This is a genomic window from Sulfidibacter corallicola, assembly GCF_017498545.1.
Lineage (GTDB): Bacteria > Acidobacteriota > Holophagae > Acanthopleuribacterales > Acanthopleuribacteraceae > Sulfidibacter > Sulfidibacter corallicola.
The window spans coordinates 9,492,327-9,513,649 of the sequence record NZ_CP071793.1 but is presented as its reverse complement, the minus strand read 5'-3'; the positions used below and the strand labels follow the sequence as shown (position 1 = coordinate 9,513,649).

13 protein-coding genes are annotated in these 21,323 nt (G+C 60.9%); 7 read left to right on the top strand and 6 right to left on the bottom strand.

The window, feature by feature from the left end; translation table 11 throughout:
• The first annotated feature begins 218 nt into the window (after positions 1–218).
• Positions 219–1,166, top strand: a complete 948-nt coding sequence (locus tag J3U87_RS28695; protein ID WP_237379226.1) for an RpnC/YadD family protein — start codon at positions 219–221, stop codon at positions 1,164–1,166.
• Between the two features lie 11 nt (positions 1,167–1,177).
• Positions 1,178–1,471: a FliH/SctL family protein gene (locus tag J3U87_RS28690; RefSeq protein ID WP_237379225.1), complete on the top strand. Its 294-nt coding sequence runs from the start codon at positions 1,178–1,180 to the stop codon at positions 1,469–1,471.
• Between the two features lie 127 nt (positions 1,472–1,598).
• Here J3U87_RS28690 and J3U87_RS28685 read toward each other — a convergent pair whose 3' ends face one another.
• Positions 1,599–8,822, bottom strand: coding sequence for an nSTAND1 domain-containing NTPase (locus J3U87_RS28685; RefSeq protein WP_237379224.1), 7,224 nt, complete (start codon positions 8,820–8,822; stop codon positions 1,599–1,601).
• A gap of 253 nt (positions 8,823–9,075) precedes the next feature.
• Positions 9,076–9,420, bottom strand: a complete 345-nt coding sequence (locus J3U87_RS28680; protein ID WP_237379223.1) for a helix-turn-helix domain-containing protein — start codon at positions 9,418–9,420, stop codon at positions 9,076–9,078.
• 292 nt (positions 9,421–9,712) lie between these two features.
• Between J3U87_RS28680 and J3U87_RS28675 the strand changes: the two genes are divergently transcribed.
• On the top strand, positions 9,713–10,078 hold the full coding sequence (locus J3U87_RS28675; RefSeq protein ID WP_237379222.1) for a VOC family protein: 366 nt from the start codon (positions 9,713–9,715) through the stop codon (positions 10,076–10,078).
• A gap of 76 nt (positions 10,079–10,154) precedes the next feature.
• On the opposite strand, the gene J3U87_RS28670 is transcribed toward J3U87_RS28675, so the two are convergent.
• Both J3U87_RS28670 and J3U87_RS28665 read right to left on the bottom strand, forming a co-directional pair.
• Positions 10,155–13,637: a two-component regulator propeller domain-containing protein gene (locus J3U87_RS28670; RefSeq protein WP_237379221.1), complete on the bottom strand. Its 3,483-nt coding sequence runs from the start codon at positions 13,635–13,637 to the stop codon at positions 10,155–10,157.
• 513 nt (positions 13,638–14,150) lie between these two features.
• Positions 14,151–14,966 carry a PAS domain-containing protein gene (locus J3U87_RS28665; protein ID WP_237379220.1) on the bottom strand — a complete coding sequence of 272 codons (816 nt, stop codon included), beginning with the start codon at positions 14,964–14,966 and terminating at the stop codon, positions 14,151–14,153.
• A gap of 628 nt (positions 14,967–15,594) precedes the next feature.
• Between J3U87_RS28665 and J3U87_RS28660 the strand changes: the two genes are divergently transcribed.
• The 4 genes from J3U87_RS28660 to J3U87_RS28645 all read left to right on the top strand — a co-directional run bounded on the left by J3U87_RS28660 (position 15,595) and on the right by J3U87_RS28645 (position 19,592).
• The gene (locus J3U87_RS28660) at positions 15,595–16,182 is read left to right on the top strand and encodes a hypothetical protein (RefSeq protein ID WP_237379219.1); all 588 of its coding nucleotides are present in this window, start codon (positions 15,595–15,597) and stop codon (positions 16,180–16,182) included.
• A 109-nt stretch (positions 16,183–16,291) separates the two neighbouring features.
• Positions 16,292–17,548: an NAD(P)/FAD-dependent oxidoreductase gene (locus tag J3U87_RS28655; RefSeq protein WP_237379218.1), complete on the top strand. Its 1,257-nt coding sequence runs from the start codon at positions 16,292–16,294 to the stop codon at positions 17,546–17,548.
• Positions 17,549–17,697: 149 nt separating this feature from the next.
• Positions 17,698–18,150, top strand: coding sequence for an acyl-CoA thioesterase (locus tag J3U87_RS28650; protein ID WP_237379217.1), 453 nt, complete (start codon positions 17,698–17,700; stop codon positions 18,148–18,150).
• Positions 18,151–18,296: 146 nt separating this feature from the next.
• Positions 18,297–19,592 carry a phenylacetate--CoA ligase family protein gene (locus J3U87_RS28645; protein WP_237379216.1) on the top strand — a complete coding sequence of 432 codons (1,296 nt, stop codon included), beginning with the start codon at positions 18,297–18,299 and terminating at the stop codon, positions 19,590–19,592.
• On the opposite strand, the gene J3U87_RS28640 is transcribed toward J3U87_RS28645, so the two are convergent.
• Together J3U87_RS28640 and J3U87_RS28635 are read right to left on the bottom strand one after the other, a co-directional pair.
• Positions 19,589–20,647, bottom strand: coding sequence for a hotdog domain-containing protein (locus tag J3U87_RS28640; RefSeq protein WP_237379215.1), 1,059 nt, complete (start codon positions 20,645–20,647; stop codon positions 19,589–19,591). The genes J3U87_RS28645 and J3U87_RS28640 overlap by 4 nt on opposite strands.
• A 69-nt stretch (positions 20,648–20,716) precedes the next feature.
• Complete coding sequence (locus J3U87_RS28635; RefSeq protein WP_237379214.1) at positions 20,717–21,265, bottom strand: NUDIX hydrolase; 549 nt, start codon at positions 21,263–21,265, stop codon at positions 20,717–20,719.
• Positions 21,266–21,323 lie beyond the last annotated feature (58 nt).

The window sequence follows — 21,323 nt, the reverse complement described above, 5'->3', positions numbered from 1 at the left end:
AGCGCGAAGCAAGTAGTGGTAGAGAATGTCTGCTGCGAGGAAAAATGCTTTTTAATATTTGTGTGCTTTAACGAGAAAAAGGATATCGAATAATACTTGCCAAGGTCTGGAAAGCCAGGGGAGAATGAGGGACGGCAGAAAAGGTATTCATCACTCTTGCTCCGGTTCCCGTGGGGCCTGTTTGGGGTCGCCCATGGTGGAAAGGGAAGGGAGTCGCCATGACGGACAACAAGCTCGAATTTTCCCACGACAGAGCGTTCAAGGATCTCGTGCTGACCTTCCCCAAGCAGTCGTTGCGGGCACTGGTGCCCAGGCTCGAATCGGAGTATGGGTGCTTGGAGGAGGTTGTTCAGCTCCGTCAGGAAATGCCTCGCCACATGATGCACGATCCCGGGCGCATCGTGGATTTGGCGATGCACCTCAAATTTCGCGGGGGTGGCGGGCTAATCTGTTTGATGGAGCACCAGAGCAAGAAGTCGTCGTTTTCGATCCATCGGCTGTGTCATTACGTGCTTGACCTGGATCGAATGGTCGGTGGACTGCCGGTTTTGCCGGTGGTGGTGTTCACCGATCGACCGCGATGGCGGCGCGACGTGCCGCGTCAGATTCGTCACGAGGCGCTGGAGGAGACCTGGCTGGATTTTACGTTCCTGCGGGTGAAGTTGCGGGACCAGGCCGTGGACGAAATCTGGGGGAGCGACAACCCGGTGTGGTACGTCCTGGCGCCGCTGTTGGACTACCCGGAGGAGGAGCGGTTGCACGTGACCGCTCTGGCCTATACTCATTTGTACAGGGTGACCGATCACGGGACATTCCTTCGGTTCATGGACTTCATCGACGTCAACGCTCGATTGAGCGATGAAGAGAAACGAAGGGTTATGATCTTGTTCGAGGAAACGGAGGATCAGATGAGCATGACGGTACGCGAGATGCTGATGGAAAAAGGCGAGCAACGGGGCATCGAGATAGGCGAGCAACGGGGCATCGAGATAGGCCTGGAAAAAGGCGAGCAACGGGGCATCGAGATAGGCCTGGAAAAAGGCGAGCAACGTGTTCGAACTGAAATGGTGAAAAGCATGCTGCGTGCGGGGTTGGATAAAGCCCAAGTCTCGGAGATCGCGGAAATGACAGTCTCCGAAGTTGTGGAAATCGCCTCCGAGATGTAGTGGAGAATCAGATGAGCATGACGGTACGCGAGATGCTGATGGAAAAAGGCGAGCGACGGGGCATCGAGATAGGCCTGGAAAAAGGCGAAAAACGAGGCATTGAGATAGGCGAGCAACGGGGCATTGAGATAGGCCTGGAAAAAGGCGAGCAACGGGGCATCGAGATAGGCCTGGAAAAAGGTGAGCAACGTGTTCGAACTGAAATGGTGAAAAGCATGCTGCGTGCGGGTTTGGAAAAGCGGCAAGTCGCGGAAATCGCCGAAATGAGCCTCGCCGAAATATCCGAAATCGGCGTCGACCTGTAATTTATTGGGGCGCTACCAACCAGGTAGGAGCCAAGAATTCAAATCAGGTCCGTTCCGGAGCGCCACCCAATTGCCCTCGAGGGAGATCCCGACTCGCGAGCGCGCGATGCCCAAATGCCAATGCCTCTCAATCCCGACCCCCTTGCCTCAACCAGCGGATCAGCTTGGTATCCCGAGGTTTGGGGCGCGCCAAATCCGCGTAGGAATGCCTCTCGGGAAAATCGAAGCCGTTCAAGGGCGCCAGGACGAAACGCTTCTCGTGAACCAGTCCCGCCTCGTCCAATCGGTAGCCGAAATGGAACAGCGCGCGCTGGCGGATCTGGTGCCAGGCAGCGCGATCCTGGCGGGTCGCGATGAAGGGGGCCAGGTCGTCCAGGCGCCAGACGTGAAGCGAACCGTCGTCGTGAGGGGTGACCAGCGTTCGGCCGTCGGGGGCAAATGCCAGGCGATTCACATCCCCTGCATGCGCGAGAAGGGTGGCCAAAGGTCGTTGGGATGCGACATCCCAGAGACGCACACTGTCGTCGCCCGAGGAGGTCGCCAACGTGCGTCCATCGGGGGAAAAGGCCACGCCCAGGACCGCACCTCGGTGCCCGGCGAGCGTGGCGAATGCCTTGCCGGAAGCGGCCTGGCCGTCGATGTCCCGTACGTCCCAAAGCTTCACCGAGCGGTCGCGAGACGCCGAGGCCAGGATCTGCCCGTCGGGGGAAAAGGCCAAACCCAGAACGGCTCCCGAATGGCCGGAGAGCGTCGCCCGTTCCCGGCCCGTGCGCACATCCCACAGGCGCACGGTCTTGTCGCGCGAGGCGGAAGCCAGGGAATGCCCGTCGGGGGAGAAGATGGCGTGATACGCCGCGGCATCGTGCCCGGACAAGGTCAACCGTGCCTCTTTGCGGTCCACATCCCAAATTTTGATCGTTTTGTCCCACGATGCGGAGGCCAGGGCGTTGCTGCGCGGTGAGAACGCGACGCTGAAGACCTGTGCCGTGTGGCCTTGCAACAGCCCCTTCGAGGCGCCACTGGTGGCATCCCACAGGCGGACGGTCTGGTCGTAGGAAGCGGAGGCCACCAGGCGGCCATCCGGCGAGAACGACACGCTCAGCACTTCCGCCGAGTGCCCGACCCCGGTGGCGAGCGACTCCGGTTTGGGTGGCGCTCCCGTGTTGCCCGCGGGGGCGGGCCAAAATTTGAGGGTTTGATCGAAGGAGGCCGAGACCAAAGAGGCGCCGTCGGGTGCGAAGGCCACGCTCCAAACCGAGGCGTCGTGGCCGGCCAGTGCTGCCGGGGCTTGGGCGCAGGTGACATCCCAGAGCTTGACCGTATGATCGAAGGAGGCCGAGGCCAGCAACCGGCCATCGGGAGAGAAAGCCACGTGGTAGGCCAGATCCGAGTGCCCCGAGAAGGTGGTGGGCTCTTCGCCGGTCACGGTATCCCAGAGTTTGATGGACTGATCGTAGGAAGCGGAGGCCAAGGTGCGTCCGTCGGGTGCGAAGGCGAGGCTTCTGATTTGAGCCGAGTGGCCGCGCAATGTGGCGCGCGCCTCGCCGGTCGCGGGATGCCAGAGCTTGATGGTTTGATCGAAGGAACCGGAAGCCAGCGTGTTCCCCGCCGGGTTGAAAGCCACGCTGAACACACCCGCCGAATGACCGGAAAGATCCTTCTCGATCTTGCCCGTGGCCAGGTCCCAGAGTTTGATGGTTTGATCCGAGGAACCGGATGCGAGCGTCTTTCCGTCCGGGGCGAAGGCCACGCTCCAGACCTCCGCAGAGTGGCCGGAAAGGGTTTGCAGCGCCGCACCCGTCGCGGCGTCCCAGAGCTTGATGGTCTGGTCGTAGGAAGCGGAGGCCAGGGTTCTACCGTCGGGAGAGTAGGCAATACTCCAGATCGGGGCCGAATGACCGACGAGGCTGGCGCGCGGTGTTCGAGCCTGGATATCCCATAGCAAGATCGTGCGGTCCAGCGAGGCCGAGGCGAGGGTGTGCCCGTCGGGGGAGAAGGCTACCGACCAAACGGTACCTTCGTGACCCGAGAGCGCGGCCTTCTGGGTTCCGGATTGGACGTCCCAGAGCAGGATCTTCCGATCACCCGAGGCGGAGGCCAGGGTTTTTCCGTCAGGGGAAAAAGCGATCCCCCTGATTTCGGCCGAGTGCCCGGAAAGCGCCGCTTTCCTTTCGCCGGAAGAAAGATCCCACAGCGACCATCGCTCCCAAAGCACCGAGAGCGTCGTACCCTCGGGATCCGGAACCAGGTCCATTCGCCAATCACCGAATGCGCGGCGCGATGCCCGTGCCGGTCGCAGGGTCGCCAAGCGCTCGCCGCCATGAAGATCCCAAGAAACCATGCTGCCGTCGCTTCCCAGGGAAACCAACGTCCGTCCATCCGGTAGCACGGCGAGGGCCGCCACGCCGCCGGACTGGCCACTCGCGATGCGTTCGGGTGCCTGCTTGGAGGGATCCCAGATCAGGATGTCTCCGCCGGCATGGGCCGAGAGCCAGCGATTCCCTGTCGCCTCCAGGTCGGATAGGCGTCCGGCTTTGGCATCGAGCACGGCGATCGTTTCGCCCGTAGCCAGCGATCTCACCTCCAGGATTCCCGAATCCGAACCCCTTGCCAGCAAGGTTCCGTCGGTGGAAAAGGCCAGGCTCGCGAGGGGTGTTTCGCCGGCTGTCCAAATCGCGGTGGGTTCCCGTTTTGGTGGGGATGCGAGCGACCACAACTGAACCGTTCCCTCGGACGTTGCCGTGGCCAACGTCTCGCCATCTGGAGAAAAAGCCAGATCTACGACAGTCTCACCGTGATCCAGAACCCGACTGGGCCCGCTGGATGCCCAAGGCCCGTCGGGCAGGGTCCAAAGATGGACCTTGAAGTCTTCGCCGGCCGAGGCCAGCAGGCCTTCGGAGGAGCCCGCGACACCGGGTCGAAAGGCCAGGGCGCGAATGTGGTTGGTGTGGCCAACCAAGAGGCCCGCGGGGCCGCCGTTCTTTCGATCGATCAGGCGGATCAGGTGGTCCTTCCCGGCCAGGGCCAGCAAACCACCGTCGGGCGAGAAAGCGGCCCGATTGACGCCGTGGTCCACGGGAGTGGTCCACAGCAGGTTGGCGGCGTGTTCCATCGCCGGATCGGCGAAGCGGCCCACCGCGGCGGGCAGGCTCCGGTCCTCCGGAATGTGTCCGGAGAGGGCCGCCAACGCATACAGCCAGGCCTCTTGGGGCTGATGGTTTTCGAGGGCGTTGCCGGCTTTTTCCGTGTACATCACTGCAAGGCTGTAGTTGCTCTCCAGCGTGCGTTGTTCCGCAATTTGCTGGGCGGCCTCGGCACGGGTCTTTTCCGCCTGGGCGCGAATCTTTTCGCGGTGCGAACGGAAGAACATGGCAAAGGCGAGCGCCGCCAGCAGCAGCGCGACCGCGGTAGCCGCGAAGGCCTGATTCCGACGGCGTCGCAACCTCGCCGCCGTTTCCTCGCCTGCACGGATCTCGCGTTCCGCCAGGGCGACGCCGGCGGCCACGAACTCCTTTTCCAAAGCCCCCAGATGTGGCTCTTCGCGCGCTACCAGCTCTTTCATTTGATAGAGCGGACCACCACGGAGCAGGTGGTCTTCGCTGCGATCGGCATCGGCCCAGGCTCGGGCGGACTGGCGCAGGCGGTTCAACAGGCGCGCGGTTTCGCGGTCTTCGGCCATCCACTCGCCGATCCGTTTCCAACGCCGTATCAACGCCTCGTGGGCCACGTCCACCAGGTCGACATCACGTCCTTCGTCGCGAGTTCCGGTCAACAGGCGCGAAGCCGTCCAGCGTTGGATCAAGGATTCGACCGTGGCGCCGCCGACCGCAACCAATTCCTCGCCGGTGGCGCGGCGCCGGGTATCTTCGGCCCCTTCGCCGGGATGGATCAGGCACAACACGAACATCTTGCGCAAAGTCTGACGTTCGTGGTCGTCCAAGGCCGCGTATTCCGACTCGGCCCGCCTGGCGAGGGCACCCTCGATGCCGCCGATTTCTCCGTAGGCGGCCAGGGTCAGCAGGGTGCCTCTTCGTCGTTCGTACAGTTCCAGGAGCGCGTGCTCCAGCAGCGGCAGCTCGCCGGGAGCACCCGCCACGTCGTCTAGGATCCGCTCCAACAGGCCGGGTTCCAGCGAGAGCCCCGAGAGCCTGGCCGGTGTTTCGATCGCGCGGGCCAGTTCGCCGCGGTTCATGGGGGTCACTTGCAGCGCGTGTTCCAGGAACAAATGGTTGATGTCCGGAAAGACGACACACTTGCCCAAAAAGTCCGAGCGCATGGTGACGAGGACCGACACCTTGCTGCCGGGTTGGTCGACGGCGTAGCACAACCCGGCTACGAAGGCGGCGCGTTCGCGGGCGTCCTTGGCGAGGGTGAAGATTTCCTCGAACTGGTCGATGACGAGGCAAAGTCGCTGTTGGCCCCGTTGATCGAAAATTTCGCGCGTGATGAAATGCAGGGCTTCCGGGGAGCTCCGCAGGCGGTTCAGCAAGTATTCCGTGGGTTGATCCGAGCCCGATTCACGAAGCAGGGAACGCAGGACGAAAGCCAGTTCCTCCAACGGTTGATGCGTGGGGGTGAACAGCGCGACGGCATAGTCGCGGTCGCGCAACCATGGAATTACGCCGGCCTGCACCACCGAAGATTTGCCGCTGCCCGACGGGCCGAGCAGCGCGATGAACGGATGCCGGTCCAGGTACTCGGTCACCCGTTGGACCACCGCCTCACGTCCGAAAAACAAGTGGCGATCTTCCTCCCGGAAAACCTCCAAGCCTCGAAAGGGACAGATACCCGCCGGTAGCGATGAAGCGCGTTCATCTGTGCGAATGCCCCGAATCGCCTCCGCCAGTTGGGCCAAATCACTGTGATCGTGACGGTTGTCAAGCCTTCGCCAAGTGAGTCCGCGTAGGTAGACCGGCAACTCGCTCTGCTTTTCGGGAAAGGCCGCGCCAGGCAACAACAGCGGAATCAGGCGCAGGTCCTCGGCGCGGAAGGCGAGCGTGTCGCGCTTGGCCGGATCGTGTTCCCAAGGCGTCTCGCGGGCATGGCCTTGACCGGGACCCAGGCAGATCAGGCAGGCCCGCGACAATTCGAGGGCGGTATCGAGGGCGCGGGAGCTGCCATCCGGCGATAGCCCCTGCCATTCGGGCTTCTGCCAAATTCGCAAATCGGCCTCGTTTTCCAGATAGTGCGTCAGCTCGGCGACCGAGTCGGCGTCGTCGGGGTGATACCAGAACAGCGCGTCGTAGACCTTCTTCGTTCCCGGCTGGTCCGACCGGTTGCGCAGTAGGGCGGCGAGCACCCGGTTGAGTCCCGCGATGAGTTCGTCCATGTCGTGATATCGTTCGCGCGGATTGGTCGCAAGCGCGCGGCGCAGCACGTAGCCCAGGGCCTCGGGGAGCGGTTCCCCTTGGTGACGGGGATCTTCGAGCGCGTTCGAGGCGCCTGGCGCGATGGTCCCGTTTTCCATTTGTGCCGCGTTCGAATCGGGTTCGCCGGCCAGGGGCGAAGGTTGCGTCTCACCCGAGGGATGGGATTTGTGCGTCGAGGGGAAGGGGACCGTGGGATCGTCGTTGGGCGGGTCCATCGCGACCGTGGCCTGACGTCCTTCCGCCATCAATCGGGTGATGGCCTCGGAGGGCTTACAATCCAGGTGATTGGGGGCGAAGCCGGTCAAAAGCTGCAGCAGGACCAGACCCAGCGCGTAGACGTCCGTGGCTTCCTCGACCGGGTGACCCATGCGTTGTTCCGGCGCGGCGTAGGCAGGCGTCATCAGCACTTCGCCGCGTCCCGCGGTATCGGTTTCCTCCAGGTGGGCCAGCCGTGCGATCCCGAAGTCCAGGAGTTTGGGCTCGCCGGCTTCCGTGACCATCAGGTTGTGGGGCTTGATGTCGCGGTGGACGATGCCGGCCCTGTGTGCGTACCCCAGGGCCTCCGCCGATTTGCGGATCATGCGCAGCAAGGTGGCGGTGGGTGGCTGGTTTTGGATGCACCATTGGTCGATGTGCTCGCCTTCGATGTATTCCATGATGAACCAGGGAAAGCCGTCCTCGGTGGTGCCGGCGTCGTGGAGCACGGCGATATGGGGATGATTCAAATCCGCCAGAACCTGGCGTTCGCGACGAAAGCGGTCCAGCATGCGCGGTGAGGTCATCTCCCGGTTCAGCAGTTTGACGGCGACCTTCATGCGCAATTCGCCGTCGCTGCGGACGCCGAGGTAGACCGCGCCCATGCCGCCGCGACCCAGTTCGCGCTCCAATCGATAGGGACCGATGTGGCGGCCGATCATGTCCTGTTCCTGGTAACGGGTTCGCCACAGGCGGCCGCTCTTCAATCTCAGGAACAGGACCGGTTTCCACCAGTCGGGGCTGTTTCGCAAGGCCCCTCGCGCCGCGGCCACTGCACGGTCGATGGTGGCGTGGCGGTCCAGTTCGTGGAAAAAGGCGGGCATGAAGTGGTCCATGGCCTTTTCCGAGACCGCGCCCAGGAGGGCCAAAACCGCGGGCACGCCGGCTGCGGCCAACTCGGGGCCCAACTTCGCCAGGGGGTGGTTTGCCGGTGAGGCGGAGTTGTCGGGCGACACCAGTACGATCAGTCGCGGTGGATGCTCCAGGTCGGCGATGCGGCGTGCCAGATCCCGGGCTGCCACCCGGTTGGCCATGCCGTTTCGATCTTCCAACCACAGCCAGGCGGTATTCTTTTCGAAGCTGCCGTGGCACACCAGGTAGAGCAGGTCGCAACCCTCGCGCATGACCGACAGAATCGCCTCGGGATCGGCGGGTTCCACTGCGGTCGGGTTCAGGTAATCCAGGCCTTTCATGGCTCGATCCGTTTCCGCTGACCGGTCGAACGGAACCAGGTCGAAATCGGTGGCGTTTTTTGGGCTGGCGACCGCCACGACAGCCTTCAATTGGGGGCTGTCACCGATGACCACGGGACGCCAGTCGGCGAAGGTGGGCATGCGGCTGAAAACGATGCCTTCACCGAGGAACAACGGGTCACCGCTCACCGGATCACACAGGGTCTCCCAGTGGAGCGCGTGCAGTTCGGGCAGGTTGGCCGCCAGCGAGAGCCGGACCCGCAGGCCGGCGCCGCGGGAGGTGGCATCGGTGCATATCTGCAGAAAGGTTTTTTTCACTTCCTCGTCAGCGAACAGGTCTTCGGCCAACAGGACACCGTAGCGCATGGGGCTGCGCCGTGCCGCTTCGAGCTCCTCGATGCGGAATGTCAGCTCGTGATCGGTGGGGGAGAGGCGGATGTGAACGTCGCTGTCGGGCTGGTCGTAACGCATCTGCATCACGTAACCCGTGTCACCACGATTCAGGGCCAATTCAAGGTCGCCAAACGCCGGCATTTCGGCTCCAGAATATCGGAGGTATTGGATTCATTCAGATTATCATCCCGGTCGAGGGCTTTCCAATACTGATTCACGGCACGGTGGCGACGGATCGCGAAGAGCTGACCCGGATCGATGCCTCCATCCACGGTGGCATTCCAGGGAAAAAATCCGCCTCGAACCATCCATATGATCGCGGTTGGCGCGGACCGCACGCGTTTCCCATCGTCGCGCTGCCAGCGGGGCTGGGCAGGTGTCAGCGATTCCGGTCTTATTCGTGCGCCTGGGAGGTGCACCACGGCTGGTGGATTCGGTACTTCGGAATCGCGGTGATCCCGGCTCGCTCGATGGACACCAACTTGCGTTTTACCAGGCGTGTCAATGCCGATTGAATCGCTCTCTTGGACAAACCCGTGCCCTCGGCGATCTGGCGCAGGCTCACTGCGCAGGCGCCCATTTCCGTGCGGCGGTGAAGGAACAGGAAAACCAGAAAGGCGCTGGGGTGGCGATCGTGGCCGACCAGATCGGGCATCAGGGTATCGATGATGTAGGGGTGTAACGTGATGGGTTCCAGTTTTTCGCTCCCAGCTATGGCAATCAGTAGCCTAGCAATCAATACACGGCTTGTAAACCGAAGCGAACCTGGATATTTTGGTAGTCACGGAACACCACTGCAGCGGGAACGAACCTACAAGATATTGAAGAGAAACAAGTTGCCCGATCATGGCCAGGATGGTTGGAGGGCTGTGGAACGCGTTCGTCGTGGGCCTCGGATGGGGTGCGCCCGTGGCAGGGGCCAGGTGTGCCCGCCAGGCCCGCTCCTCTCGGTTTCCGCCCAAAATGCCGCCGGCACATGAACTGGTCGCGAATTCGGGACCTCGATCGGTCCCGTGACAAAGGAGAGTAAGGTGATCAAAGGGATCAAGTTTGCGAGTATCGCCGTGCGGGATCAGGATCGATCCCTCGCGTTTTTCACGGAGAAGTTGGGTTTTTCCATCGCCACGGACCAGCCGTTCGACGACGAACAACGCTGGATCGAATTGCGCATTCCGGGCGCCCAGACGAAACTGGTGCTCTTCACCATGAAGGGTCACGAGGATCGGATCGGTACCTTTTCGAACGTGGTGTTTTACAGTGACGACGTGGCGGGAACCTACAGGGATCTCGTCGCCAAGGGCGTGGTGTTCACCCAGGAACCACAGACCCAGGACTGGGGCACGTCGGCCGTGTTCAAGGACCCCGACGAGAACGTGTTCGTGCTCTCGTCGCCCTGACCCGCAATCGTTTCGGGCGGCGCCTACAATCGAAGGGGCCGCCCGAAAGCGCCCGATCCGGTAAAGTCGGCCCCGCTCAGTTGGGATTGGTCACCTGGATGCGAGAGCCTTCGCGGGGTTCATACACCACGACCTGATCGCGCCCCGCGGCTTTGGCTTGGTAGAGGGCGCGATCGGCTTCCTCGATCAATGCCTCCAGGTCGCGTACGTTGTCGTGAATCGTGACGACGCCGAAGCTGGCCGTCACGCGCGGGATGTTGCTCGGCGGCCGGGTGGTGAATCGTTTCCGCAGCGACTGATGGAGGCGATTGGCGACCAGGCGAGCGTTTTCGGGATCCGTCTCGGGCAGCAAGACGATGAATTCCTCGCCGCCGAACCGCGCCATGAGATCGCTCTTGCGCAGTTGCCCCAAAATCGTCTCGGCGATGAACTGGATGACCGAGTCGCCGGTTTGATGGCCGTAGGTGTCGTTGACGCGCTTGAAATGGTCGATGTCGAACATGATCAGCGACAAATTCTTGCGGTAGCGCGAGGCGCGTTCGAACTCGCGTTCGGCCAGCTCGAAAAAGTAACGACGGTTGAAGATGCCGGTGAGTTCGTCGGTCGTGGCCAAACGCTTGACCTGCGAGAAGAGGCGGGCGTTCTCGATGGCGATTCCGGCCTGGTTGACCAGGGTGACCGCGAGGTCGATCGTGTCCCGCTTGAAGGCCTCGTTCAAATGGTGGTAGAGCTGGACCGTACCGATGATGCGGTGGTTGACCTCGATGGGAATCGCCAGGACCGTCCGAATCGCCAACTTCCCGCTGCCTTCCATTCGCGCGAACATGTCGCGGGTGTTGCCGATGAAGATCGTGTCCTCCTTTTCCAGCAGATCGGCGATGATCTGGGACTCCATGGCGTAGGTCGGCGCGCAGATGAGACTGCCCTCACGGGTGCGCGTCACCACCGGATCGAACCGGTTCTCCTGCTCCAGAAAGACCGTGGCGCGCTCGTAGGGCACCACGCGCAACAGGTGATCCAGCAATTGGTTCATCACCAGATCGAGATCGAGTGTGTGGCTGAGATCGTGGGTGATCTGGCGCAGGGTTTCCGAAAGAATCAGCGCCTGGCGACGGGTTTTGTAGCGCACGGTGATGTAGATCAGGAATAACCCGATCCCGGCGTAACCGGCATATGCCCAAATCGACAACCACGGGGGCGGGGTGACGATGAGGCGTACCGCCGTGCCCTCCTCGTTCCAGACGCCGTCGTTGTTGGAGCCGAGGACCCGCAGGGTATAGAGGCCGCCGCGCAGGTTCGTATAGGATCCGTAGCGGCGATTGCCCACATCGTTCCAGGACTTGTCGAACCCCTCCAATTTGTACTTGTAGCGGTTTTTCTGGGGGATGTTGTAGTCCAGGGCCACGTACTCGAACGAGAAAAAATTGTCGTTGTGGGAGAGGTGCAGGACCGGGAGACCGCCGGCTTTCCGACTTGATTTGATCGGGTCGTCGAACACACGAAATTCGGTGAAGACGATGGGCGGAACGTAATTGTTCTCCTGGATCAGCAAAGGATGAAAGACGCTGATGCCGTTGACTCCGCCGAAAAAGAACCGGCCCGTGCGATCGCTGGCGTAGGCACCGGTGTTGAACTCGTTGCTCTGCAGACCGTCGAGGGTGTCGAAATTGCGGAAATTGCGGGTGAGCGGATCCATGCGCGACAAGCCCCGGTTGGTGGAGATCCACAGGAGGCCGGCGCTGTCGACCATGATGCCGTAGATGAAATTGTTGGGCAGGCCGTCCTCGGTCGTAAAGCGGGTAAAGCTGTTCGTATCGCGATGAAAGAGGTTGAGCCCTCGATCGGTGCCGATCCAGATTTCGCCCTGAAGATCGGGCACGATCACCCCGACACCGTCATTGCTCAGGGAATTCGGGTTCTTCGGTTCGTAGCGAAAAGCCTCGAAACGACCCGTGTTCATGTCCAGCCGGTTCATGCCGCCCAGCGTTCCCAGCCAGAGGGTGTCGTTGCCGTCGGCGTACAGCGAATACACGCTGTTGTCGCTGATCGAGTGAGGATTGTTGGGATCGTGGGTGTAGGGCACGAATTGGTCGCGATTGGGATCGTACCGGTTCAACCCGCCGTCCTTGGTGCCGATCCAGAGGCGGTTTTGGTGATCCTCGGTCATACAGAGAATGGACTTGCCGCTGGGGTTTTTGGGGTTCTCGGGATCGTACCCGTAGCGCAGGAAGGTTTCGTTTTCGCGCTCGAAACGGTTGAGGCCGCCCAATTCGGTGCCGACCCAGATCTGATTGCGAAAATCCTCGAGCACCACCCGCACCACATCGTCACTGAGGCTGGTGGGATCTTTCGGATCGTGGAGGAAGTGTTCGTATCGGTCGGTTTGCGGATCCAGGCGGTTCAGGCCTTTTTCCGTGGCGATCCACAGAAAGCCGAGATGGTCCTCCAGGATCGACCAGACGACCGGGTTGGTCAGGGTGTTTTTCGTGTTGGGGAGCAGGCGGATGTGCTGGAATTCACTGTGGCGGCTGTTGAACTTGTTGAGCCCGCCGTTGGCCGTGCCGACCCACAGCAGACCCGAGCGATCCTCGAACAACATGCGCACGTTGCTCTCGCTGAGGCTCTTGGGAGCCGAAACCCGAGCGTAATGCCGAAAAAACTCCTGTTGGGTGGGGTCCAGGTAGTTGAGACCGTTTTGCGTCCCCACCCACAGCCGGCCCTTGCTGTCTTCGAGGACCGTGTGAACCGTGTTGTCGGACAGGGAGTTGGGCGTGTCCGGCTGGTGGGTGAAATTGAGAAAAAAATAATTGTGCGGATTGAGTCGACTGAGGCCGCGTTGGGTGGCGACCCAGATCATGCCGGACTTGTCGCGGGCCAGATGGAGGATCTGGTCGTTGCACAGGCTGTTGTCCTGGTTGGGATGGTGGCGAAAGCGACGAAATCGGCCGGTGGCCGGATCGAGCCGGTTGAGGCCCCCCTCCCGCGTGCCCACCCAGATGAAGCCCTCATCGTCCATTTCCAGCGACGTCACCTGATTGGCGCTCAGGGAGGTCGGGTTGTCCCGGTGGTGGCGGAAGGTCTTGAATTGCCCGGTCGGCAGGTGGAACACGGCCAAACCGTTGTCGGTGGCCACCCAGATCCGCTCGTCCGATTCGGCCAGCAGGTCGTTGACCACATCGGAAGGGAGACCGCGTGGGCGGTCCTTGTGAAAACGGAACCGCATGATCTGGTCGCGTTCGAGATTCAGGCGATTGAGGCCACCGCCTTCCGTGCCGATCCAAAGATCGTTCTCGGTGGCCAACAGGCAGAGAATGTTGTTGTCGGACAGCGTGTTCTCGTCCTCCGGATGATGGCTGTACACCACGAATTGATGCCCGTCGAAACGGTTCAAGCCGTCCTGGGTTCCGAACCACAGGAATCCGCGACTGTCCTGGGTGGCGCTGAAGACCGAACTTTGCGAAAGACCTTGTTCGATCGAGATGTGGTCGAACTTCAGGGATTGGATCTCGGCATGGCTCGGACAGAGACTGGCGGCCAACAGACCCATTGCCGACAGCAAGAGGCATCCGCTTCCGAGTCGGTGAAAAACGCGAAAGAGGTCGGCGAGCCGGTTGGAAACCAGTCTGCGGATACTGGTCCTAAGCTGGGAGCTGCTGTCGATGCTCACAAGGCGCCTCGCGGATCACGTTCGATGCGCCGACCGAAACCGCCGGTTCCTTTTCGGGCATTTGATCCTGAGATACGAGAACTTACAGGGGTAATGAATAAAAAACTCTGAAAAATGATCCTAGTCGACTCTACTTTAGCGCTTGGCTGTCCGAAAGTGAAGCACTTCGACCACGATCGGGTGCTTTGTTTTCGTCATCCAGTAAACTTTTGTGTGGTGGGGAAACCCCTTGGCGTCGAACTCGTACGCACCTGTCACTTTTACGCTTAAGCGCACGATGTCCGGTCTCTCGCTCCATGCGTTACCGAATCCGGCAAAGCCGACGGAACCGGTCCCGATCGCGGACATCCCCTTTCCCGGCCGATACCACGACGTCATCCCGAAGGGCCGCCCGTCGAACAAAACTCAAATGACGAGGACCTCGCAATTCTGGGCTTCCCACAGCACGGGGCTGGGTGCTCTGCGGAAAACGGTGATGGCACCGATGATCTCGTGGCGATCGTCGTGGACCGGTAGGGCCGATTCACAAACCCAGAGCGCATCGCCATCATAGGGATTGAGACCGATGGGACCCCTGCGGTTCACCTTCTCGCCCTTGCTGAGAACCGTTCCCAGCAATGAGGTCAGAGGCCGGCCCACGTTGTCTTGAACCCTGTAGACCTGGGTTTGGGGTTTGCCCTGGGCGACCTGGAACCGCCACCCCGTCAATTTCTGGGCCGTCCTGTTCATGTAGGTGATACGCCCTTTCGCATCGGCCATGATGATGCCCTCGGCGACCTCGTCCATGATGGCGTGGAACATCCGCTCGTTGTTTTCGATCTGGCGCTCCAACCGATGACGGTGCAGCGCCAGGGAGATCGAGGACTCCAATTCGCGCGCCGTGAACGGGTGCCGCAGATAGGTGAACGGGTCCTCCGGTGATTGGGGCGCCGGCGTCCGGTGGGGATTGTCGGATCCCAGGATGAACAACACCGGAATATGGGATTCCTGCAACAAGCCGATCGCCGCGCGAATCAGTTTGAGCGGCGTGGAATGGTCCAGGTCGATGACCACCAGGTCGGGTCGGCTTTCCTGGCCTTCGACGCGATCGATCCACTGCAGGGCCTGACGGGCACTGGGTACCGTTGCCACGACCGTGTAGCCCAGGGTCTTCAACTGGGCACTCAGGTCACCGGCACGGTCTGGGGTCTCTTCGACCAACATGAGCCTGACTTTTTCCATGGACCATGCAACTCCCACAAGGATTTTTCCAAGCCCATCAGCATATCTTCGAGCATGGCTCGAAACACGGGCCGATGTCGAAAGGTTCCGGCCGGCCCGCTCCAAGGCCGGTGGAAGATCTGCCCCACATCCAAAGGGCGATTCCACATTGGAAAACAGTGCAAAGGAAGAAGAGAAATCGAAGCACGCCGGTCAAAGCCGGCCAAATCGTTCAGGGCTTCGCCCGCCCGCCGATCGAGGTACCATCGGGGGCCACATCGCAGGCAGGTCGTTTGACATTAGCGGATAAAGAGTTATCTCGTTAGGTACTGCATAACATACGTTTCGGTCGTCGTTTTGGGCAAGTATTTTTTGAGAAATGGGCGATTTGTTGCGTGATCTATAAATGTTGAAGGTTTTTAAAAACTGAACACGGGAATTAATACAGAGAAAGAGCTCTCGCGGCTGTGGAAGACTTCTCGGGAATAGAGATCCTCCCGAAAAAGGTGGTCTATCCCGCACGGAGCCCAACCCGTGCCAAAGGTGAACGGTGTGGTGACGGAGTCGTCGGGACGGTCCGGACGCGGGTTCCCTCCAATGGGGTTCCTTCGATTGCAACCCTTGGTGATTCACGACGTAGTGCCTTACCATGACACTTATGACACTTCTCCAACCCTTTCATATGATGGCGGAACGGCTCGGTTTGACATTGCCCGACATCGAACTCGCCCAACCCGAAGAGATGCCCTCACCACAACGTGATCTGCTCGTGCACCACGGGGATATGACGTTGCGATTGCAGGACCACTACCGATTGCCGATCCACCTGGATACGCTCAAGGTCATGCAGGACGGCGACGTGCTCTACCGCAAAGTCCTGCTGCGGCTTTCCGATGGACGCATCGTCGAGTTCGGCGTCATCCGGATTTTCCTGGACGTTTTTCCCGACGAAGTGCGGCGATTGGTGGAGGCCTGTTACTTCCCACTCGGTGGGTTGCTCCATCGCTACCAAATCGGACATCACTCTTCGCTGCAGGGTTTCGTGACCTGTTTTTCCGACGGGATTCTCGAGCGCATCCTCGGTTTGGGCGCAACCACCCGCCTTTACGGCCGCCTCAACCGATTGTTGACCGACGATGACCGGTGCATCGCGGAGGTGATGGAAATCCTGCCGCCGAAGGCCGTGGATCCCGAATCCTTCGAAATGGATCGGGATACGCTCGGGGCGGGCTCCTGATAGAATGTCGATAGTCGATGTTCGTGGTGTCGGGATGAACGATTGGGGTTGCCATCGGGTCGAGACCCGCGTGGGGACGACCCTCGTATGAACCGGAGGTATAGGTTCCATGGAACATGTATTTGATGTCGTGATTGTCGGTGGCGGACCAGCCGGTTGCGCCGCCGGAATCCATCTGGCCAAGGAAGGTCATCGCGTCGCGATTTTGGAGAAGGCACGATTCCCGCGCTACATGGTCGGAGAATCGCTCATTCCCTACTGCTACTTTCCTTTGGAACGATTGGGACTGCTGGACAAGATCGAAGCGGCCGGTTTTCAGGCCAAGCACAGCGTGCAATTCGCCTCCACCAACGGGAACTGCTCTCAGCCGTTCTATTTCCAACAGCACATGAACCACCGGGCGGCCACCACCTGGCAGGTGGATCGCGCGGCTTTCGATCAAATCCTGTTGGACCATGCCCGTGAAATGGGTGTCCAGGTGTTCGAGGAGACCGCGGCCCGCGCCCTGATCCGCGACGATGCCGGTTCCGTCATTGGCGTCCAGGCACGTCGGGGCGACGAGCCCCTGACCTTCGCCGCGACCCTGACCATCGACGCCAGCGGACGCGACACCTTCGCGATGACCAAAAATCAGTGGCGCGTTCGCGACCCCTACCTGAAAAAAGTCGCGATTTGGACCTACTACGAACATGCCAAACGCGACACCGGTCTCGACGAAGGAGCGACGACCATCGCCTACCTGCCGGACAAGGGCTGGTTTTGGTTCCTGCCGCTTTCGAAAAACCTGACCTCGGTCGGGATCGTGGCGGAAAAGGACTATCTCTATGCCGAAACGCGCGATCCTGCGGCCATTTTTGCGCGCGAAATCGAGAACAATCTCTGGATCAAGGACCATTTGGCGGGTGCCCGGGTCGCCGGCGAATATCGCGTAACCGGTGATTATTCCTACCGCAGCAAGCACATCGCCGAGGACGGTTTGGTGTTGGTCGGCGACGCGTTCGCTTTCTTGGATCCGGTGTTCTCTTCGGGGCTGTTTCTGGCCCTGGTCAGTGGGGAAATGGGTGGCATGGCCGCGAACGAAGCGTTGCGGGACGGCGATGTTTCCGCGTCTCGGTTTGCCGATTATGCCGAATCCTTCATCGGTGGCATGGAAGCCTTCCGCAAGCTGGTCTACCTGTTCTACGACCACGATTTCCGGTTCGGCCATCTCGTGAAACGCCATCCGGATCGGCGCCCCGAACTCACCGATTGCCTGATCGGCAACATCTTCAGGGATTTCGACAAGCTCTTCCAGGCGATGTCCGAATTCGCCCCACTTCCCGAGCCGCTGAGCCATGGGAGACCGCTCACCGCCGCGACGCGCTGAGGGGATCTCGACCGTCGAAATTTGCGGAAGATGACAAATGATTCTTTTGAAAAGGGTTCCTCTCGGCTTTCTCGGTTATAATCAGCGTCTGTTAGAATTGCATGAACCAATCTTCAAAAAATTCTGAGACATCCGAGGAATCCGTTCATATGGAAATCTATGAATTCAAGTTGGTGAAGCAGGTCGATTTCAGTGAGGCCGACCCGGCGGGGATCCTGCATTTTTCCAACTACTTTCGCTACATGGAGCTCGTTGAACACGCCTTCTATCGCAAACTGGGTATTTCCGGTTTCATGCAGAAGAAAAAACAAAATTACGGTTGGCCGCGGGTCCACGCCAAGATGGATTATCTGGCGCCGCTCGCCTATGAGGATCAGGTCGAAATCCACCTACTGGTAGCGGAAAAGCACAAAAAGGCCATGGACTACCTTTTCTATTTTCGTCGCCTTCCCGATCGGAAATTGGTGGCCAAGGGGCATTTGACCGTCGTGTACGTTTCGGTCGATCCTCAGACCCGCAAATTGAAGGCATCCAAAATTCCCGATGAGATCACCAGAAGCATCGTCGTGGCTCCCAAGAAGCTGTTGGAATTGGAAGAATGAGGTAGGCCGGAGCCGGTGGTCGCGGTTGGGCCGTCACCCGGACCGCGAGGGTTGCGCGACGAAACCGACCGTTCGAGCCGGCCCTCCGAACCGGTTCTCAGAAAGCAGCCGTCCGTTATCGTGAACCGAAAGTGGGGGAGAGGTTTATGAGCGCCAGGACTACCGGATCCAAGCTGGATCGCGCCGCATTGGAAGCAGGGCAGATCGAGGCCCTGCGGCATCTACTCACCGAAGTTTCGCGGTCGAACGATTTTTACGCACCGCGTCTGGCGGGTTCGGGGTTGGATCCGCGTACGGTGACTCTCGACGATTTTCGTGCTCGGTTCCCGCTCACCACCAAGGCCGAACTGGTGGCGGATCAGAAGGCCCATCCGCCTTACGGCACCAACCTGACCTACCCGCTTTCGCGCTATACGCGGTTTTGTCAGACCAGCGGCACGACCGGCACCCCGATGCGTTGGCTGGACACGTCGGAGAGCTGGTCCTGGATGCTGGGAAATTGGCGGCGGGTGTACGAGGCCGCGGGCGTCAAGACCGGCGATCGTTTGTTCTTCGCGTTCGGGTTCGGTCCCTTCCTGGGGTTTTGGACGGCCTTCGAGGCGGGACTCTCGCTCGGGTGCATGTGCCTGCCCGGCGGAGCCCTGAGTACCCAGGGTCGGCTCCGGGTCATGCTGGACAACCAGGTCACCGGTTTGTGCTGCACGCCGACCTATGCCCTGCGGTTGGGTGAGGTGGCCCGGCGTGAAGGATTGGCCCTGGACCGGCTGCCGCTCGAGTGCATCATCGTGGCGGGTGAGCCGGGAGGCGCCATTCCGGCGACACGCAAAAAGATTTCGGAATTGTGGGGGGGCGCCCGCGTGGTGGACCACTACGGCATGACCGAGGTGGGGCCGGCCGGTTACGAGAGCCCTGGCACTCCCGGTCTCATGCACTTGATCGAGAGCAGTTACCTGGTGGAAGTGCTGGACCCCGATACCGCCGCCCCGGTGGCGCTCGGACAACGGGGCGAGTTGGTGTTGACTACGTTGGGTCGCACCGGGTCTCCGTTGATTCGCTACCGAACCGGCGATTTGGTCAAGCCGGTCACTCCCGGCCCCGACTGGGGTACGGTCGAGATCGGCTTGGAGAACGGGATCCTTGGGCGCGCGGACGACATGGTCGTCGTTCGCGGTGTCAACATTTTTCCCAGTGCGGTGGAAGCGGTGATTCGCGAATTCACCCAGGTGGCCGAGTACCGCGTTTGGGTGGAATCCCACGAAGCCATGACCGAATTGACGTTGGAAATCGAACCGGTGGAAGACGCCCCCGATCCGGAGGCGCTGAAATCTCGGCTTGCGGAAGCCCTCAAATCGGCCTTCAGCCTACGCGTGCCGGTACGGCTGGTCGACCCGGGCACCCTGCCGCGCTTCGAGTTGAAGGCCAAGCGCTGGCAGCACCGCTAATCGACCTCGACCTGCCGGGCCTTGATGTCCTTGCCCGCCTTGTAGCGGCGACCGCCGTCCAGGTACTTGAGCCCCTCCTCGTAACTGTGAGGAATGATTTTGGGGACCGGTGTCGGCCGGCGTTGTTCGTCTGCCGCGACGAAGGTGAAGTAGGAAACGTTGGTCACTTCCGTGGCGCCGGTCATGGGGTGCATGACCTCGACCGTCACTTCCACCAGAAAGCTGGTATGGCCGGTGTAGGTGACCAGGCCGTTGAAGGAAACGATCGAGCCGATCTCCACCGGTTTGAAAAAATCGAAGTGATCCACGGCAATGAACAGCGGGCGTCGCCGGCAGAAGAGGTGGGCGATGGCCCAGGCCGTTTCGAAGCACATGCGCATGATGTAGCCGCCGAACACTTTGTGGTGGATGTTGCGGTTCTGCGGATGCATCAGGATGGTGGTTTGGCGCTGGGTGGCCGCCATGGGGATGCCCTCGCTGGTGCCGCCGCGGGTCTCGATGAACAACTCGTGTAGCAACGCGCCTTCCTCCGCGCTGGGCGGCGTACGCAGATAGTGCGCGCGGGCCGAACGCTTGCGCAGCTCCGCACGGGCTTTGCCCTCTTCCTGGCGGCGGTGGTCCTCCTCCGTTTCCTGTTGGAGGGGGTTCACCTGAAAGGCGTGTTCGTCCTTGCGGGCGACCATGATGAAGTAGGCGCGGGAAACCAACTCCCAGCCGTTGGGTGTCTTGCTTTCCATGCGCAGGCCCACCTCCATGGAGCTGCGCCCGACGAAATTGACCTGGCCGAGAATGCGCAGATCGCGATCGCTCTGCAGGGGACAGAGCAGGTCGATGCGATCGCAGGCCGCGGTCACGATCGTCAGGTCCTTGTCGAAACCGTCGGTATGGTCGTAGGCGATCACGCCGGCGGCCGAGTCCATTTCCTCCATGAGCATGCCGAACCGCAGGTCACCGTGGAAGTTGATGTACTTCTCGCGGAGTCCCGGGTCGCTGCCGAACAAAAAGCGTTTCTCGAAACGGGAGTCATTGGGGCGTTTGGGCGGAAGGTCGGTCATGGATAGCTCCTTGGGGAATGTGGGTTCGACCCATTGGTCTCGAATGCACAATGACGATGGAAAAACGTGTCAGGTCGAGGTGCGGCGAAGGGCGAAGTACAGGCCGCCATAGGTTTTGGGATCGATGGCGACGCCGTTGCGGCGCTTGTCTTCGAGCCAACCGTCGATGTCTTCGAGGGGAACCACGTGGACCTGGATGTCTTCCGTCTCGTCGCCCCCGCCCTCGCCGACTTTCGTCAGGTCGCGCGCCAGATAAAGCGAGATGATTTCGCTCACCATGCCGGAACAGGGCGGCCCCTCCGTCAGGAATTCCCAGGAGCCGGCCTCGTAACCGGTTTCCTCGAGCAGTTCGCGACGTGCGGCTCGCTCCATGCTTTCTCGTTCTTCACCGGGGATGTCGCCAACCAGGCCGGCCGGCATTTCGACGACCCGACTCCCGATGGCCGGACGGTACTGCTCGACGAGGACCAGCTCGTGCCGGTCCGTGACCGCCACGATGACCACCACACCGGTGGCGTTGTGGCGTTCGGCGTATTCCCAATGGCCATCGCGCACCAACTGCACAAAATCACCGCGAGCCAAGATGGTTGGCTGCGGTGGTTCGGACCTTCGATCCATGGGTTCCTCCCGTTTTTTCGATGTTCTGGTTCCTGGTTCGAGGGCGAATCGAGGCCGT